The sequence below is a fragment of the Prosthecobacter sp. genome (assembly GCF_044378005.1).
Lineage (GTDB): Bacteria > Verrucomicrobiota > Verrucomicrobiia > Verrucomicrobiales > Verrucomicrobiaceae > Prosthecobacter.
This window is the reverse complement of the sequence record NZ_JBILYB010000139.1, coordinates 1-15,659: the sequence shown is the minus strand read 5'-3', so window position 1 is coordinate 15,659 and position 15,659 is coordinate 1. Positions and strand designations below refer to the sequence as shown.

The window sequence follows — 15,659 nt, the reverse complement described above, 5'->3', positions numbered from 1 at the left end:
TTGAGCCGCTCTTTGAGCGGCCCCCACCATGCGAAGCGTTGTGTTTTCATCGGTCGCCTTATTTACACCACCCCTTCAACTTTGCCAATCGACAGGTTTTCAAACACGGCCTAGCCTTCGAATACGCCTGTTGGGCAATGGGGTCGATGGTGATCGGGTAGCGGGCGGTGCGCTCGTCCACGAGGAGACGGACACGACTTGCACCAACAGCTTCAAAGCGAGCGGCCAGAATCTTGCCGTCGGCATCCCAAACTTTCAGGCCAGTGTAGTTTAATAAAGTGGTTCCATCGTCGTCTTGAAAGAGCACACCTTTGGCATCGGCAGTGAGGGTAGGGTGCAGGCTGCCACGCGTCTTGAGCAGGATGCTAAGTTCTGCTCCTTGGGTTTGATCCGGCCTCTTGCTTATCGTGAATCCATGCTCCAAGCCACGCTGATCATTGACCCACCACTCCTGCACTGTGTGGTCCCATTGATAGCTCAGGCGCTGGCCCTCCGCTTTCACCATTGGTTGGCCGCTGACTGAGATCTGGTTTTCTCCGAAGCCGTAGCTGTTGAACGTAAGCCCCCACGTCCAACCACCATCTTGCGGCCGGGCCTCAAAGCCGCTCTGATCAAACGTGGTCAGCCATTGCTGTCCAGGATTGCGCGCCTGCCAGACACCATCTTTTCCCGGCACTGGCTGAAAGGAATGACGGCCTGCTTCATAAGCAGTGCGGATGCTCTGCCAGTCCGATGCCGCCAGCCCCTCCGGCACTTGGCCAACAGATGACGCATTAACAGCGATAGAGCAGACAAGGAGAAGTGAGAAAAGGCAGGGTGGGCTCATACAAGTGTTCTTCATTCAGGAGTTAACTTTGATGCCGCAGTGTCGGCAGTTTGTAATTAACTCAAAACTGAAAAGCGGGAGCCCTGCGGCTCCCGCTTGGTGTTGGAGGTGCTGAGAGGTCTGAATTAACCACCCACGGTGATCTCCACCGTGTTGCTCCAGACGCCGACCTGGGAATCACCGACGCGGTAGATGGCGCGGTATTTCCATTTGGTCGGGGTGGCAGGGAACGGGTGGGTGGCGGTGTGGTTCGGGGTGGTGCCGTAGGTGAGGAAGACCCAGCCTTTGCCGTCGCCGCGATCGACCTAGATCTCCAGCATGTCGAGGAAGGCGCTGAAGCCATGCCAGCACCAAGTGCCACTGCACCACTATGGAGCTGTGGAGCCCTTGCGGCTGCCAGGAGGAAACATTGGCCCATGCCCGTGAGGCTAGGGATTTTGAGGGAAATGCGCAAACCTTTAAATCAATCGAGGCAAATGGCTCACCTTTTGGCCTATAGGGCGGGGCTTCTCAGTCCCCAGTTCTGCATCTTCCCTGGATTCCCTTCCGGGGAGCGGGTCATGGGGAAGATGCTGGCCGGAACGAGGCGGGAGTTCCCCTCACCTAACCTCTCCCCGCAAGGGCCTTGGCGTCGAAACACATCCTCAGCGGGGAGAGGGATCAGAGTTCTGGCTCCGTCTCCCTGGTGGTGCATGACGCATTCATACTCTCGCGGAGTTTGCTAAAACGATAACTCTCAAGCCTCCGTCACCTCGCGCGAGCCATCCGGCTGGGGTGTCAGATGAAACCAGCGGGTGTGTGGCGGGAGGAGTTCGGGGAAGAGGTCCGCCCACTCGATGATGACGACGCCGGGCTCGTCGAGGATGTCATCCCAGCCGACGGTGAGCACCTCTTCGGCGCTGTCCATGCGGTAGAAGTCGAAGTGAAACACGGGCAGGCGGCCATCGGTGTATTCATGCACGAGGGTGAAGGTGGGGCTGGTCACGGCGGCTTGTGATCCGAGACCGGCGAGGATGCCTTTCGTGGCCTGCGTCTTGCCCGCACCGAGCTGGCCGCAGAGGGCGACGACATCGCCCGCACGCAGACTGGCGGCGAGTTCGCGGCCCCAGTCAAAGGTGGCTTCGGGTGTGGCGAGGCGGGTGCTCATGGCTTGAAATGATCCCAACCGCCCTGGCCGAGATTTCGCATCATTGGATCAGCCAGAACCTGGCCGATGAGGCGCAGGCTGGTCCCAGGAAAGACACTTTGCCATTCCACGAACACGCTAATTTGCGTGTGTGGCTTACTGAAGGTGTAGAGCAGCTCGTAGTCCTCACCATCATTGAGTGCCTGCTCCAGCGTGCAGCCTCGGGTGATCGGAATCAGGGAGGGCTCGATCTCAAAGCCGACGCCACTTTGATCAGCCAGCCTCGGCAGGTCTTTGGCGAGGCCATCGCTGAGGTCCATCATCGCGGTGACGCGGGCGTGTTTCACCAGCCAGTGAGCCTCGGCAAGACGGGGCTGGAACTTGAGATGCTTCCCTCGGATGGAGCCACCGAGCGTGCCGGTGACGGCGATGAAGTCCCCTGCTCTTGCCCCACTTCGGCTGATCCATTTTTTCTTCGGTGCCGTGCCGGTCATGCTCACGGTGAGGCTGAGCTGGCTGCCACGCGAGGTTTCTCCACCGACGATGCGCACCTCGTGCTCGTCGGCGAGCTTCGTCATGCCTTCATAGAGGCCGAGCACGCGCTTCACGGGTGTGTCAGGTGGGGCGATCAGCGTCACCAGCGCGTGCTTCGGTGTCGCGGCCATCGCGGCGAAGTCGCTCAACACACGCGCCATGGCTTTGCGACCGACGAGCCTGGCAGGTGTGTCAGCGGTGAAGTGGACGCCTTCGACGATGGTGTCGGTTTTCAAAAGCAACTGCTCCCCCGCCTTGGGCGCGGCGACGACGGCGCAGTCATCGCCAGGACCGGCGATGACGGAGGCATCGGTCGAGAGCTTCGCGGTGATGAGGCGCACGAGCTTGTCTTCCCCGAGGTCGGCGAGCGTCTGCGTCTTCATGGCTGGATGTCCGGGAAGAACAGCATCACGGTCAGGCTCGTGGCATTGAAGAGTCCATGCATGACCATGGGCACGAGCAGGCAGCCGGTGAGTTCATACATGGCGCAGAAGACCATCGCCAGCATGGCCAGCGGCATCAGCGTGCCGACATGCAGATGGATGGCGGCAAAGAGCAGCGAAGAGCAAAGCGCGGCGAAGATGCCATCCGTGTAGCGTTTGATCACGCCGTAGATGAAGCCACGGAAGACGATCTCCTCCACGAGCGGTGCGACGATGGCGGCGGAGATGATGAGGAGCACCTTGGCCAGCGGGTCCTTGGCTTTGCGGAAAGCCTCCGCTGCATCCTGCCCGGTGAGGTCGGGCCAGAAGCCCTCCATCCAGGTGTGAATCGCCAGCGCGCTGCCATTCACTAAAAGGATCGTGGGGATCATCGCTAGGATGGCAATGATGCCGACGAAAAGAAGGCTAATCCGCCGCAGGCCGAAGAGTTCCGCCGGACTGAGATTGCGGAAGACCCGCAAATAAAGCAGCAGGCTGACGCAGATGCCGAGCTGGACCACGATGTTTCCGAGCAGGCCGTTCAAGGTCAGCTCCATCGGTTCCTTCGCAGAGTCAGCACCGCCGCTGGAAGCCTGGAGGCCGCTGAGAAAGAGCAGGCTCAGTGCGGCGACGATGATGGCGTCTCCACTGACGAAGTTTGCCGCCTGCACACGACCGATGGAGGTCATGGCATCGGGCATGAACGAGCGCAGAAGCTGATAGGCGAGCACGCCGAAGAGCAAGGTGAGCCAGACGAGGAGGGCGGTGTCGCGCAGGACTCCGAGGGTGGGGGCATCCATGAGAGGGGGAGATCAGCGCAGCCAGGCGGCGGGCAAGTAATACATCATGCCGGGCTGGAGTTTCGGCAGCACACCACCGGTGAGGTCGAGCTGGATTTTCGCCGGAGCAGCGCTGTGGCTGGCGCTGAGGCCGAGCGCGCTGAGCAATGTCGGAGAGCTGTGATACTTCACCACGGCGGCATCGGCGGCTTTGCCCAGCTCACGAACGAGGGTGTAGGCATCCTCGATGTAGCCGATCTGGTCCACCAGCTTTGCCGCCAGGGCCTGACGGCCGGTGACGACGCGGCCATCGGCCACGGTGCTCTTGAGCACGTCCTTCGGCACCTTGCGCGCCTCGGAGACGATGCCGAGGAAGCGGTCATACATCTCGTTCACCAGCGCCTGGATGTAGGCCTTTTCATCTTCACGCATCGGGCGAGCACCACTGAGCGTGTCTTTGAAGGCACCACTGGTGAAGGTCTGCGTGCCGAGCCCGACTTTGCCGAAGAGTTCGTGGTAGTTCATCGACTCCATGATCACGCCGATGCTCGCCGTCAGCGTCGTTTCACTGGCGATGATCCTCGTGGCACCACAGGCGACGTAGTAGCCACCACTGGCAGCCACGGAATCCATGTAAACCACCAGCGGCTTCTTCGCGGCGGCCTTTTTCACTGCATTATAAATGGTGTCCGAGGCCGTGACCTCACCGCCGGGCGAGTTCACCCGCAGGACGATGGCCTTCACCTCCGTGTCCTCCACCGCCTGCTCCAGCGAGCGCTTGATGGCCTCCACACTCGGCAGTGCGGCGGAGAGAAAACCCTCGACTCCCATGGAACTGATCACCCCATCGAGGTCGATCTGCACGATCTTCGACTTCGACTCCTTCTGTGCCTCGACCATCACTTTCTCCAGCAAAGGCTCGCGGCCCTCCGCCAAGCCAGCCTCCTGCCCCACGAGGGCCATGGAGAGGATCATGTTAAAGCCGACACTCAAAAGCAGAGCGACGGCGAGGGCGGCGATCAGGCAGCCGAAGGTGGTTTTGTTCATGGCCGCCGAGAGTAGGCGGCGGCCCGCCCGTGGCAAGGCTGAGGCGCGGCTCTCGATTTCGTGATTGCCACGCCTGCGTGAGTGCTTCACTCTCCGCGCCCATGAGCCAAACCGCCTCTCTCCCCGATCCGAACGCCCCGTGGTACAAGCAATTGTCCCCCTACCACTGGTTCGTCTTCTTCGTCGCCTCCGCCGCATGGTGCTTCGACTGTCTGGATCAGCAGCTTTTCATCCTGGCTCGTGACAATGCCGTGGCAGCTCTCTCGCCGGGCATCGACGCTCTGGAGCAGGGCAAACGCAGCGGCTGGGCCATGAGCATCTTCGTCGCCGGATGGGCCACGGGCGGTCTGATCTTTGGTTCCGTCGGCGACCGCATCGGCCGCGCCAAGACATTGGCGATCACCGTGCTGATCTATTCGCTCTTCACCGGTCTGTCTTCCTTCGCGACCAACATCACCCAGTTCATGATCTACCGTGCGCTGACCGGTCTTGGCGTCGGTGGCGTGTTTGGTCTGGCGGTGGCTCTCGTGGCGGATGCGCTGCCGGAGTTTGCCCGGCCCAAGGCTCTCGGCCTTCTCCAGGCGCTTTCCGCCGTTGGCAATGTGACCGCTGGCCTGTGCGCCATGGCGCTCTCCGGTGTCGATCCTGCCGTGTCGTGGAAATACCTCTTCTGGATTGGCTCCGTGCCTGCCTTCCTTTGCATCTTCATCATGCTTCGCCTGAAGGAGCCCGAGAAATGGGTCGCTGCCAAAGCCGCCAGTCGCGAAGTCGGTGGCAAGGCCATGGGCTCGTATGCCAGCCTCTTTGGCGAAGCCCGCTGGCGTGGGCCAGCCATCCTCGGCATGTTGCTCTGCGTGGCGGCGGTCGTGGGTCTGTGGGGCGTCGGCTTCTTCAGCAACAAGCTCGTGGCACCGGCCATCGCCAATGCGCTCGCGGCGGATAACCTCAGCCCGGCGGAGATCGTCAAAGGCAAGCAGTGGTGGGCTGCGGCCAACCTCATCGTCATGAACCTCGGCGCCTTCGTCGGCATGGTGGCCTTCAGCAAGGCCGCGCATCGCTTTGGTCGTAAACCCGCCTTTGCCACGGCTTTCATCGCTGCCTTCATCGCCACCGTCGGCTTCTTCCAGCTCTTCGATAGCCGCGATGACATCTGGATGAGCTTCGTCCTCGGCACCTGCCAGCTCTCTCTCTTCGCTGGTTTCGCCATCTACCTGCCCGAGCTTTTCCCCACCCGCCTCCGCAGCACCGGCGTCAGCTTCTGCTACAACGTCGGTCGCTTCATCGCCGCCAGCGGACCTCTCACCCTCGGCCAGCTCCAGGCCTACCTCGGCACCAAAGCCGTCGCCGCCCTGCCACTCACCGCCGATGCCGCTGCCAAGGCCGCCGCTCAGTTGGAAGCCTTCCGCAATGCCGCCTGCTACATCAGCGGCATCTTCCTCGTCGGTCTCATCGCTCTCGCCTTCCTGCCGGAAACCAAAGGCCGTGCGCTGCCGGAAGACTGACCAGCTTCGCTGGAATGACGAAGCCCGAATGAACGAATGACGAATTCATTCTGAAGCCTCCGCCCCTCCGAAATTCGTCATTCGTCATTCGTCATTCGTCATTCGTCATTCGTCATTCGTCATTCGTCATTCGTCCCATGACTCCCGCCGAACTCGCCTCCTCCCCTTCCCTGCCCTCAGGCATCAGCCCTGAGGCGCAGTCGCTCTGGCACGCGAAGAACGGGAACTGGGAAGCCGCGCATAACATCGCCCAGGACATCCACACTCCCATGGGGTCTTGGATTCATGCGCTACTGCATGTCATCGAGGGAGATCAATGGAACGCCGACTATTGGTTCGCGAAGGCGAAGAAGCCTTCCCGCAAGCCTGCCCAGATCGATGCGCTGTGGGATGAGATCGCGGCTGAGGTTTTGACATGAGCGCGGACTCATCGGAACCTGTGGAGATCGAGATCACGAACGAACTCGACCTCCACACCTTCCAGCCGCGTGAGGTCGGCAACCTGCTGGAGGACTACCTCGGTGAATGCCGGAAGCGTGGTATCCTCAGCGTCCGTGTCATCCATGGCAAAGGCACCGGCACTCTGCGCACCGGCGTGCATGAGAAGCTCGGGCGGATGGACATCGTCGAATCCATCACCTGGCCCGCCAGCGCCGACACCGGCGGCTGGGGAGCGACGTGGGTGAGGCTGAGAAGCCATACGCCGTAGAACGACTTTCCAAGTCGTAAGCTGATGCGGCGAGATTCCATCTCGCCCTTTCTTTTCCCCCGAATTTGAAAGCTCGTTCTACCATGTGCCCCGCCGCTTACGCTGAAACCGAGAATTGCCCCAAAGCATTTCCATTTTCAGGCTTGCCTTTCAGAGCAAAAAAGTGGCTAACATGAAACTCACTCAATGAGTTTCCCGACGACACGCTGGACTCTGCTTGCTGAGGCCACCCTGGCCGGGGATGTGCATGGGCAGAAGGCGCTGGATGATCTTTGCCTGAGCTACAGGAAGCCAGTGGAGCAGTTTCTTACTGCGCGAGGTTTGCGGAAAGAGGAGCTGGAGGACCTGGTACAGGATTTTTTTTTGCGCTGGTTGAAGTCCCGTGCCTGGAAGCGCGCGAACAAGGATCGGGGCCGCTTCCGCAACTTTGTGATGGGTGGCGTCATGCATGTACTGGCGAAGCATCACCACCGTGGGCAGGCTCAGAAACGTGGTGGCGGCGTGGAGACCGACAGTCTGGAGGCCATGGCCGAGGCAGGCCTTGAGCCCTCATGCCCGGAACCGGAAGACATCATGGAGTTCGACCGGCACTGGGCGGTGTCCTTGGTGGAAAATACTCTGGCGGCGGTCAGCGAAGAAGAAGGAAAGCGTGGTAAGCAGGCGGAGTTTGCCGTGCTGCGGCATTTCCTACCAGGGGCGGATGATACAATCACCCTGGAGGCGGCGGTATCGCGGCTGGGCACGAGCTTGAATGCAGTGAAGGCATCCATCCACCGGCTGCGCGCCCGTTTCCGTGAAAGGCTGCGCGCCGAAGTGGCGCGGACTGTTTCTGCTCCTCATGAGATCGAGGAGGAACTGCTCTACCTGCGCTCTCTTTTGCTCTCTCAGGCGAAATCCTGTACCTCCGCCGCCCAAAACGGGAAGACACCTTGAACCCGAAAAATTTCCCCCTGTGTCTTGATGCCCGACGACTCCCAGCCATGCCCCATCTGCGGTGCCGAGATGAAGGCCGACGGCCTCTGTGTGGCCTGTGCTTTGGGGGATGCATTTGCTCTGGAAGGTTCGACGGGCAATGGCTCCCTGGGTTGCATTGGCGGACATGAACTGACCGAGATCATCGCCCGTGGTGGCATGGGCATCGTCTATCGTGCACGGCAGAGTGATCCGGTGCGCGAGGTGGCGCTGAAGGCGCTGCCGGGTGCGGGGCTGCTGAGCGATGAGGCACGCCAGCGCTTCCACATCGAGGCGCAGGCGATGGCGCGCCTTCAGCATCCAGCCATCGTGCCGATCTATGGGCTGGGGGAGGATGATGGGACGCCCTACTTCACCATGAAGCTGGCGGCGGGCGGCTGTCTGGCCCAGCGCATCAGCGATTTTAAAAGCAAGTGGCGCGAGATCGCGGAACTCATCGCCACCATCGCCGAGGCGGTGCATTACGCGCATGAGCGCGGCGTGCTGCATCGGGATTTGAAGCCGGGAAACGTGCTCTTTGATGAGAGCGGGCAAGCACTCGTCAGCGATTTTGGTTTGGCGAAAATCATCGGCGATGAGGCGGACCTCACGCGCACCATCGCCCTCATGGGCACGCCGAACTACATGGCACCGGAGCTGACACGCGGCGGCAAAGGCGCGGCGACGACGGCCTGCGATGTGTGGAGCCTCGGGGTCATGCTTTACGAACTGCTCGCAGTTCAGCAGCCCTTTCGTGGGGACAACTTGGCGACGATCCTGCGCCAGCTCAACGAAGCGGAACCGGACTTGCTGCCGCGTGAGGTGCCGCATGACCTGTCCGTCATTGCAGGCAAGGCGCTGCAAAAAAATCCCACGCGCCGTTTCGCCAGCGCCCAGGAACTGGCGGAGGATCTGCGCCGCTGGCTGCGTGGAGACGCCATTCTAGCAAGAAGCCAGCCCCTGGCGGAACGGTGTTGGCGCTGGCTGCGGCGGCACCCCTTTTGGGCGGCCGCAGCACTGCTGCTCATGGGTGGCATCGTGATGCTGGGGTGGGACGAACGTCGGCTGAACCATCGCAATGCCGAACTGAGCCAAGGGTTGTCGGATGCGCTGGTGGAACAGGTCCGTAGTCGGGTCCACAACGAGGATCTGTTCACACGCCATCAGGAATGGATGACGCAGTTGCAGAAGGCGGCATCGCTGGCTCCCTCCCTCCATGTCCGCAGCATGACGGCTTCCGTGCTGGCCATGCCACGCGTGGTGCAATCCGAGCGGCACCGCTACCGTGACCTTATGGCACGGGCAGAAGCCATCGTTGTCAGCGGTGACTTGAAGCTCCGCCTCACTCATCGGCATGTGAAGGCAAAGTCTAAAGAGCGCGTGATCGAACTCACCGCGCTAGGGGCGCCGGTGGACGATGCTCCTGCGGTCTGGCGGCGTCACTTGCCCAAGGACTCTGCCATCTTTGCCGGCATGAACGAAGACGGCTCTCGTGTGGTGTTTTCGGATGGCTTTGTGTCCGAGCTCTGGGACACCCAGCGCGACCTGAAGATCGGCCAACTCGAGCCGGATTCCCCGATTCGCCCGACTCTGGGCAAGCTTTGGTTCGTCGATCTACATCCTACGCAGCCCTTGCTCGCGTGGATCGACCGCCAGGGAGTGCTCTGGGCGTGGCGTTATCCTGACGGTGAAAAGACCCCTCTTGGCGAGCCCACCAAGCCCGTGCATGGACTCGTCTGGTCGCCCGCAGGCGATCAAATCGCCACCACCAACCCCACTGGCGTGCAACTCTGGCAGGCCGCCGCGCCTGCCACTCCTGCGGCCATCGCTTGGGCAGGAGCGTCTGATGCACTCGCGTGGTCTGCCCAGGGAATGGTTGTTGGACACATCCAGCAGCCCGAGGCGGCGGTGATTCGTGAACAGAAGATCGTGTGCATCCTGCGCACGGGCGAGACCCGCCTGACACGGTTCGATGCCTTTCCTGGAACCTGGCAGGCACTGGCCGTGAGCGAGGACGACAAAGGCTGGCTTTGGGACATGCGCGATGGGAAGCCTCTCGTTCGCTTCAGCGCAGGACAGATCATGCTCAAAGCCGGCACCGACGGACGCCACTTCGTCGGTAGCCGGGAAAACAACATGATGTCCGTTTATGAGATCGCTCACGATCCCGTGTTCCGAGAGTTCGAGTGCCCCCGTGCTTTCCCGGACGGCGCGATTTCCTCCATTCTGAGAGTCAGTGCAGACGGACGCACCGCGATCACGCTCATCAAGACGGGCCTGCTCATCTGGGACCGGCAGCAGGGCCGAATGATAGCCGAATGGCCGCTCGCAGGCGGCAGCAAGCCATCCGTCGCTATCTCGCCTGATGGCCGCGCAATCTTCGCCAGCCAAGGGAAAGGGCTCGGGCTCTACCGGCGGTCGATCTCATGGAAAGGCGATGTGCTGGAACTCGGTGAACCCGAGCTAGTGCTCGGCACAACAGGCCAACTCGTGTGGCAGATCGACCGCACTGGCACACGCTACCTGATGGCAGACACCCAAGGTCAAGCCATCTGGGAAGGCACGGCGGAAGGTCCCCTCGAGGTGGTGTCACGGCTGGAGGCCGGGCAACCTGAACGTCGCTTGAGCGCCTCGTTCACCTTTGGCTTTGCCGATACCACCGCCTATCGGGCAATGCCGCTTTATGACGGCCTTTCAGATCGTGTGCTCCAGCGCATTACCATCAGTGGCGAGTGGGCAGGGCGAGCGCTGTTCTCCCCCGACGAGCGCTGGATGATGGCCCACACCCGCAGCTACTACCGCCTCTTTTCCGTTAACGACTGGCGGCAGCGTTTTGAGATCGTCTATTCCGTGTCGGGCAAGTCTTACGGCAAGCTCGCCTTCAGTCCCGACGCTGGTCTTGCTGCGCTGGAGCAGTCTTCCGACCTTTTCGCTCTGGTCACCATCCCGGAGGGTCGCCGCCTGATAGAGCTTCAGGCGCTCATCGCCGGGGACATCATCAGCGTGGCCATGCCAGACAGCCGCCATCTCCTGCTGCTGAACCGCCAGCACCGGCTCTACGAGTGGGATCTCGATGCCCTCCAGGTCGAGTTGGAAAAAATCGATCTCGCCTGGCCGCTACCCACCACGAAGCCATGAGCAGCGACTCCCATCCATGCCCCATCTGCGCAGCCGAGATGCATGCTGGCGGCATTTGTGCAGCCTGCGCTTTGGGAGATGCTTTTAGTGAGGCTGGAGATGTGGCTGAAGGCAGCCTGGGACGCATCGGCGGGCATCATCTGGTGGAAATCATCGCGCGCGGCAGAGTGATCTGGTCCGCGCTCATTACCACCGGTCCATCCATTCCCGATTACAGGTTCAAGGGCTGAGGATCTCGACCTTGCCGGAGACGATGGGTGTGGCTGTGCTTTTTTCTCCGAGGGCGTCGGGGAGTTCGGCGAGGTTGAAGAAGCCGATGCCCTGATTCAGGTCAGGGCGCGTGACGAGGATTCCGGCAAATTTTGCGGTGCGGGTGATGACGGCGATGGGCGGGGTGACATCGAAGGGGTCGTTGTCTTTGAAGGTGAAGCTGCCGGAGAATTTGCCCGTGGCAGCGGCGAGGGTGAGTTTGACGCTCTGGGGATTCAGCGTGGTTCCGGTCGGCAGCTTGATGGCATTGGCGGCGGTGACCTGTAATGTCTGCTGGAGCAGTCCTGCGAGCGGGGCTCCGGTGAAGAGGAGGCGGGCGTTTTGATCGGCGACAGTCGTGGGTGGTGTGGCACCCAGGAGGATGGTGGCAGGCTTCGTGTAGCGGGCACCACGCACGGTGAGATCATGCTGGGAGATGCCGGAGGCGTAACTGCGTGTGGTGGCCGTGGGTCTGTTTTTGTACCAGCTCAGGGTCCCATCAGCGAGGCCGCTGCCGAGGGCGAGAGTGCTCCAGCCCTGGACGCTGCCTATCTTTGAGTAAAGCAGGGCGTGGAGGGAGGTCTGCCCGGAGATGCCGAGGGCGGAACTGCCGGTGAAGGTGGTGTCGTCGGCGGTCTTGCCTGCCCAGGCGACGACGCCGCTGGTGGAAAGCGTGATCACGGCGTAGCCGTGGCCCTGCGGATAGGCGGCAACTCCGAGACGCTCGGAGGGCAGCTCCAGGGCGGCATTGTAAAGGGTCTTGGCGGCGACGGGCGGGTTCTTGCTGCTCCAGGTCTGCTGCACGGCGGCGAAGCTTGTCAGCGTGGTGGGCCGGGTGTCAGAGAAGCTGCCGGTGAGCTCCCTGGTGGTGTAGTTCAGCGTGAAGGAGCCGGTCAGTGGAGTGATGTTTTTTCCGAGAGAGATGCTCAAGGGTGTGGTGGGGTCTGCACCGCTGGAGAGCGCATCGACAAAGCCTTTCCAGGAAACGCTGCGGGTGCCGAGCGTGAGGCTGCCGGTATAGGCACCGGTGGTGGTGACGGTAATCTTGAAGCGACCACCGAGCTTTTGGTTGAGGTCGGTGTTGCGGTCCATGATGCCCTCCCAGGTGCCGACCGGCTGGGTGGGAAATTCATCGACGATCCAGGGCACCTGGATGGCGGAGCTCGGGCCGGCGGAGTTGATGGCAGTGACGACGAGCGTGTAGCTGCCGGGCTTGCTGGGGCGACCGCCGAGGGTGCCGGTGGCGGTGTCGAAGGTCACACCTGCGGGCAGGCCGGTGACGGTGTAGCTGGTTGGGCTGTTGGTGGCGGTGAAGGCGAAGTTTACAAGGCTGTTGCGCACGCCGTTTCCGAAGGTGGGCACGTCCAGCACGGGTTTGATGCGCACGGTGACGGCGGTGGCATTGCTCTCAATGGGATCGACGACGCCGGTCATGCGGATGACACAGGTGAAGTCACCTTCGTCTTCGGGCTGCATGTTGGTGATGTTCAGCGTCGGAGCGGTGGCTCCTGTGATGGTGCCACCATTGGGTTTGCTGCCATCCGCGAGGTCGATCCCCTCCCGCCGCCACTGGTAGCTCAATCCGGGACCACGGGCATTGGTGAAGAGGCTCAACATGGCTCCTTGATTCGCGACACCCGTGGTATTCTGCGGACCGACGACGCCGACGAGGATGGGGTCGGAGACATCCGTGCCACCGGCGTTGGCGACGGTGACCCGGTAGGTTCCTGCCAGGCCTGTGGTTAGGGCGGGGATGTCGAGGTCTGCGGCACTGCCGCCGAGGTTCGAGCCATCGCGTGACCAGATGAAGGCGAGGTGGCCACCGCCGGTGGCCGTGGCAGTCATGCTGAGCGGATCACCACTGCGGAGCAGGAACGGGCCGGGAGTATGGGAAGTGAGCTGAGGTGCGGAGGCATCCGTGCCGAAGAGGGTGAGTGTGGCTGAATGGTAGAATCCGATGTCAGAGCCGGTGAGGTCTTTGATGGTCAGGGTCCACAGACCGGCACCGGCCTCCCCCCAGTGGCGGACGCTGCTGAAGACCCAGTCATCATAGTCCAGTCCATCGTCCGTGATTTCCTTGCTGGCGAGTGTGCTGACGGTGCCGCTGGGAGAGCGCAGGGTGACCTCCAGATCCCCTCGGTAAGCATGAGCCACATCGAGCCGGAGTCTGGCGTGCTCGATGCGCATCTGGCCAAAGGAGCTGAAGTCGAAGCTGATGGAGATGCCCGTGGTGTTGTTATCAGGAATGGAGCGGAACAGGGAGTCGGAGCGCGCCATCTGATTCATGGGGCCGAGGCTGGGCCAGATCTCAGCCATGGCGACGGCAGCCTGGGTGTCGATGAGACCTCCGCCGTAGCGTTCGTGATGCTTGATGCGTGCGAGCGCAGGGTTCCCGCCATCACGCGTGACCCATCCGATGTCGGTGGAAAAAAGCTGCACGGAGGATCGCAGGAGGATCTCTTTCACATCCCGCCAGTTCAGGTCGGGATTTGCCTCCAGCATGAGGGCCACCGCCCCGGACACGGCAGGCGCGGAGGAGGAGGTGCCGCCGAAGCTGTTTGTGTAGTTCCGGTCCGCAGGCTCTCCCTGGGCCGTGCCGGTGCGGTTGTAGCCGTTGTTGCCGCGCAGGTCGGTCGTGTGAATGTCCAGGGAACCACCACTGGTCGGCGCACTGACCACGAGGTGGGAACCGCCTTCGCTGTAGTAGGCGAGATTCCCCCGGTTATCGATGCCCCCCACCGTGGTGATGAACATGGAGTTTGTGGCCCCGTCTTTTTGCCCCTGCTCGTCTTGATCACGCCCGTTGCCGGCAGACCAGACAAAGACGGTGCCTTTGCCGCCTCGCCCGGTGGCGGTGGCATCTTCGCGCGCCGCCTCCATCAGCGGACCTGCGGGGATGGTCCGCCAGGCCGGAGCGCCTGTGCCCCAACTGTTGTTTTTAATGTCGATCACGTCTTTCCCACGAGACATGGCCTCTGCGTCCTCCTCATCCGTCGTGCCGTCCGGGTCCTGACTGGAGATGAGTCGGAAGCCCACCAGAGTGGCCTCCGGTGCCACACCAGAGACCCCAGCACCATTGTTCCCCCGTGCCGCCGCCACGCCGCTGACGGCAGTGCCATGGGTGTCTTCCAGACTCTCATCGGCATTCGGGAGTGGCGAGGGGTCCAGGTCCGGCGGGGAGTCATTCCAGTCGTAGTGATTCGCCAGGCTATCCACATTCGGTGCCAGATCAGGATGCAGCATGTCCAACCCGTCATCCACGATGCCGATGCGCACACCACTTCCCTTGTAGGTGTTCCAGACATTCTCCACATGCATGTCCGTCCCTGCCCTGCCATTGCCCTGGCTGGTGTTTTTCAAATGCCACTGCTGGGCGAAGAGCGAATCGTTTGGCACCAGATGCTTCTGATGGTAGCGACCGAGCAGCGGCCCCGCCGACTTCACCCCCGGCGCGCCCGTCAGAGCCGCCAAAGCGCGCAGGATGGACTCGGGGTCTGCATTCGCCGGCTCCACGATCAGACTTCCCGGTGAGTAATCCGGCTCGCTCATCACGCGCAGTCCCTGTTGTTTCAAAGTCGCCAACGCGGCGCTGCGGTCCGTCGTCTGCACGAGCAGTCGCGGATTCAGGAAATGTCGTGCCACAGCCTCTCCAGCGCGGCCTTCGGGATAAAGCACGAGTTTCGTGCGCGCCGCGCCCGCCTCCGCTTTCGCCGCCGCCAGCAGATGCCGCGCGTCGGGCTGAGTCTCGATCTTCCGCAGACGCTGCGCAGCCGCTCCTGACTCCACATAGACCTCGGAGAGTGAGAGCGTGAAGCGCTGCGCCCGACCATCGGCCACGAGCACGAAAGGTTTGCCCGCCAGCATGTCAGTCAGCGCATGGGCCTGATCCGCTGGCTGGGCGCGCTCCAGCTTCTGCGCGCGCACGTCCCTTGGCAGCTTCCCGGCGCTCACCGCAGGCTTCACCGCCTCCAGCATTCCAGACTGACCCGATGGCCAGGCCATCCACACTCCCACCAAAACGAGGCCGAGAGAAACGAGGAGCCATCGGCGCGGATGGGAAAGTTGTGGAAAAAGGATCATGAGGGGACGGCCTGTCTTGGAACAGCTTCTGAGGCCTTCGGTTCAACCTCAAGACAATTCATGGTGATCAGAGACTGTAGCGAGACTTGTAAGAACAAAAAAGGTCCGACCCCTATCGGGATCGGACCTCTATGATGACTTAAATGCCGTGCCGACTTTACGGCACCACCACCTTGGCATTCGCCTGGATGCCGCCGCTGAAGGTCAGCAGGAGGGTAAGCTGGCCATCTTGCAGGAAGACTCGGCGGCCCAGGGCTCCGCCCGTGGTCGTACCGTTGAGCAGGGCTGTGATCGCT

General features: G+C 61.9%; 12 protein-coding genes. 6 read left to right on the top strand and 6 right to left on the bottom strand.

Annotated features, from left to right (window positions below):
- Nucleotides 1–58 precede the first annotated feature (58 nt).
- The 5 genes from AC6FTP_RS20865 to sppA all read right to left on the bottom strand — a co-directional run bounded on the left by AC6FTP_RS20865 (nt 59) and on the right by sppA (nt 4,734).
- Nucleotides 59–826, bottom strand: a complete 768-nt coding sequence (locus AC6FTP_RS20865; protein ID WP_497208843.1) for a hypothetical protein — start codon at nt 824–826, stop codon at nt 59–61.
- Nucleotides 827–1,562: 736 nt separating this feature from the next.
- Entirely contained in the window at nt 1,563–1,973 is a 411-nt protein-coding gene (tsaE, locus tag AC6FTP_RS20860; RefSeq protein WP_497208842.1) for a tRNA (adenosine(37)-N6)-threonylcarbamoyltransferase complex ATPase subunit type 1 TsaE, read from the bottom strand.
- A complete protein-coding gene (thiL, locus tag AC6FTP_RS20855; protein ID WP_497208841.1) occupies nt 1,970–2,869 on the bottom strand; it encodes a thiamine-phosphate kinase in 900 nt (299 codons plus the stop codon). The genes tsaE and thiL overlap by 4 nt, the downstream gene beginning before the upstream one ends.
- The gene (locus AC6FTP_RS20850; protein WP_497208840.1) at nt 2,866–3,708 is read right to left on the bottom strand and encodes a CPBP family intramembrane glutamic endopeptidase; all 843 of its coding nucleotides are present in this window, start codon (nt 3,706–3,708) and stop codon (nt 2,866–2,868) included. The genes thiL and AC6FTP_RS20850 overlap by 4 nt, the downstream gene beginning before the upstream one ends.
- A gap of 12 nt (nt 3,709–3,720) precedes the next feature.
- Nucleotides 3,721–4,734 carry a signal peptide peptidase SppA gene (gene sppA, locus AC6FTP_RS20845; protein ID WP_497208839.1) on the bottom strand — a complete coding sequence of 338 codons (1,014 nt, stop codon included), beginning with the start codon at nt 4,732–4,734 and terminating at the stop codon, nt 3,721–3,723.
- 101 nt (nt 4,735–4,835) lie between these two features.
- On the opposite strand from sppA, the gene AC6FTP_RS20840 reads away from it, so the two are divergent.
- The 6 genes from AC6FTP_RS20840 (at nt 4,836) to AC6FTP_RS20815 (ending at nt 11,264) form a co-directional block, all read left to right on the top strand.
- Nucleotides 4,836–6,236 (top strand): MFS transporter, encoded by a 1,401-nt coding sequence (locus AC6FTP_RS20840; protein WP_497208838.1) that lies wholly within the window; start codon nt 4,836–4,838, stop codon nt 6,234–6,236.
- Between the two features lie 137 nt (nt 6,237–6,373).
- Entirely contained in the window at nt 6,374–6,655 is a 282-nt protein-coding gene (locus AC6FTP_RS20835; RefSeq protein ID WP_497208837.1) for a hypothetical protein, read from the top strand.
- A complete protein-coding gene (locus AC6FTP_RS20830) occupies nt 6,652–6,945 on the top strand; it encodes a Smr/MutS family protein (RefSeq protein WP_497208836.1) in 294 nt (97 codons plus the stop codon). The genes AC6FTP_RS20835 and AC6FTP_RS20830 overlap by 4 nt, the downstream gene beginning before the upstream one ends.
- Before the next feature lie 186 nt (nt 6,946–7,131).
- Nucleotides 7,132–7,878, top strand: a complete 747-nt coding sequence (locus tag AC6FTP_RS20825) for an RNA polymerase sigma factor (RefSeq protein WP_497208835.1) — start codon at nt 7,132–7,134, stop codon at nt 7,876–7,878.
- A 27-nt stretch (nt 7,879–7,905) separates the two neighbouring features.
- On the top strand, nt 7,906–11,034 hold the full coding sequence (locus tag AC6FTP_RS20820; RefSeq protein ID WP_497208834.1) for a protein kinase domain-containing protein: 3,129 nt from the start codon (nt 7,906–7,908) through the stop codon (nt 11,032–11,034).
- Nucleotides 11,031–11,264, top strand: a complete 234-nt coding sequence (locus tag AC6FTP_RS20815) for a hypothetical protein (RefSeq protein WP_497208833.1) — start codon at nt 11,031–11,033, stop codon at nt 11,262–11,264. The genes AC6FTP_RS20820 and AC6FTP_RS20815 overlap by 4 nt, the downstream gene beginning before the upstream one ends.
- On the opposite strand, the gene AC6FTP_RS20810 is transcribed toward AC6FTP_RS20815, so the two are convergent.
- Nucleotides 11,254–15,363: a S8 family serine peptidase gene (locus tag AC6FTP_RS20810; protein ID WP_497208832.1), complete on the bottom strand. Its 4,110-nt coding sequence runs from the start codon at nt 15,361–15,363 to the stop codon at nt 11,254–11,256. The two genes, AC6FTP_RS20815 and AC6FTP_RS20810, sit on opposite strands and share 11 nt — an antisense overlap.
- Nucleotides 15,364–15,659 lie beyond the last annotated feature (296 nt).

Excerpts from the sequence above, each read along its gene's own strand:
- AC6FTP_RS20865 (WP_497208843.1), bottom strand. The coding sequence starts at position 826 with ATGAGCCCACCCTGCCTTTTCTCACTTCTCCTTGTCTGCTCTATCGCT.
- tsaE (WP_497208842.1), bottom strand. The coding sequence starts at position 1,973 with ATGAGCACCCGCCTCGCCACACCCGAAGCCACCTTTGACTGGGGCCGC.
- thiL (WP_497208841.1), bottom strand. The coding sequence starts at position 2,869 with ATGAAGACGCAGACGCTCGCCGACCTCGGGGAAGACAAGCTCGTGCGC.
- AC6FTP_RS20850 (WP_497208840.1), bottom strand. The coding sequence starts at position 3,708 with ATGGATGCCCCCACCCTCGGAGTCCTGCGCGACACCGCCCTCCTCGTC.
- sppA (WP_497208839.1), bottom strand. The coding sequence starts at position 4,734 with ATGAACAAAACCACCTTCGGCTGCCTGATCGCCGCCCTCGCCGTCGCT.
- AC6FTP_RS20840 (WP_497208838.1), top strand. The coding sequence starts at position 4,836 with ATGAGCCAAACCGCCTCTCTCCCCGATCCGAACGCCCCGTGGTACAAG.
- AC6FTP_RS20835 (WP_497208837.1), top strand. The coding sequence starts at position 6,374 with ATGACTCCCGCCGAACTCGCCTCCTCCCCTTCCCTGCCCTCAGGCATC.
- AC6FTP_RS20830 (WP_497208836.1), top strand. The coding sequence starts at position 6,652 with ATGAGCGCGGACTCATCGGAACCTGTGGAGATCGAGATCACGAACGAA.
- AC6FTP_RS20825 (WP_497208835.1), top strand. The coding sequence starts at position 7,132 with ATGAGTTTCCCGACGACACGCTGGACTCTGCTTGCTGAGGCCACCCTG.
- AC6FTP_RS20820 (WP_497208834.1), top strand. The coding sequence starts at position 7,906 with ATGCCCGACGACTCCCAGCCATGCCCCATCTGCGGTGCCGAGATGAAG.
- AC6FTP_RS20815 (WP_497208833.1), top strand. The coding sequence starts at position 11,031 with ATGAGCAGCGACTCCCATCCATGCCCCATCTGCGCAGCCGAGATGCAT.
- AC6FTP_RS20810 (WP_497208832.1), bottom strand. The coding sequence starts at position 15,363 with ATGATCCTTTTTCCACAACTTTCCCATCCGCGCCGATGGCTCCTCGTT.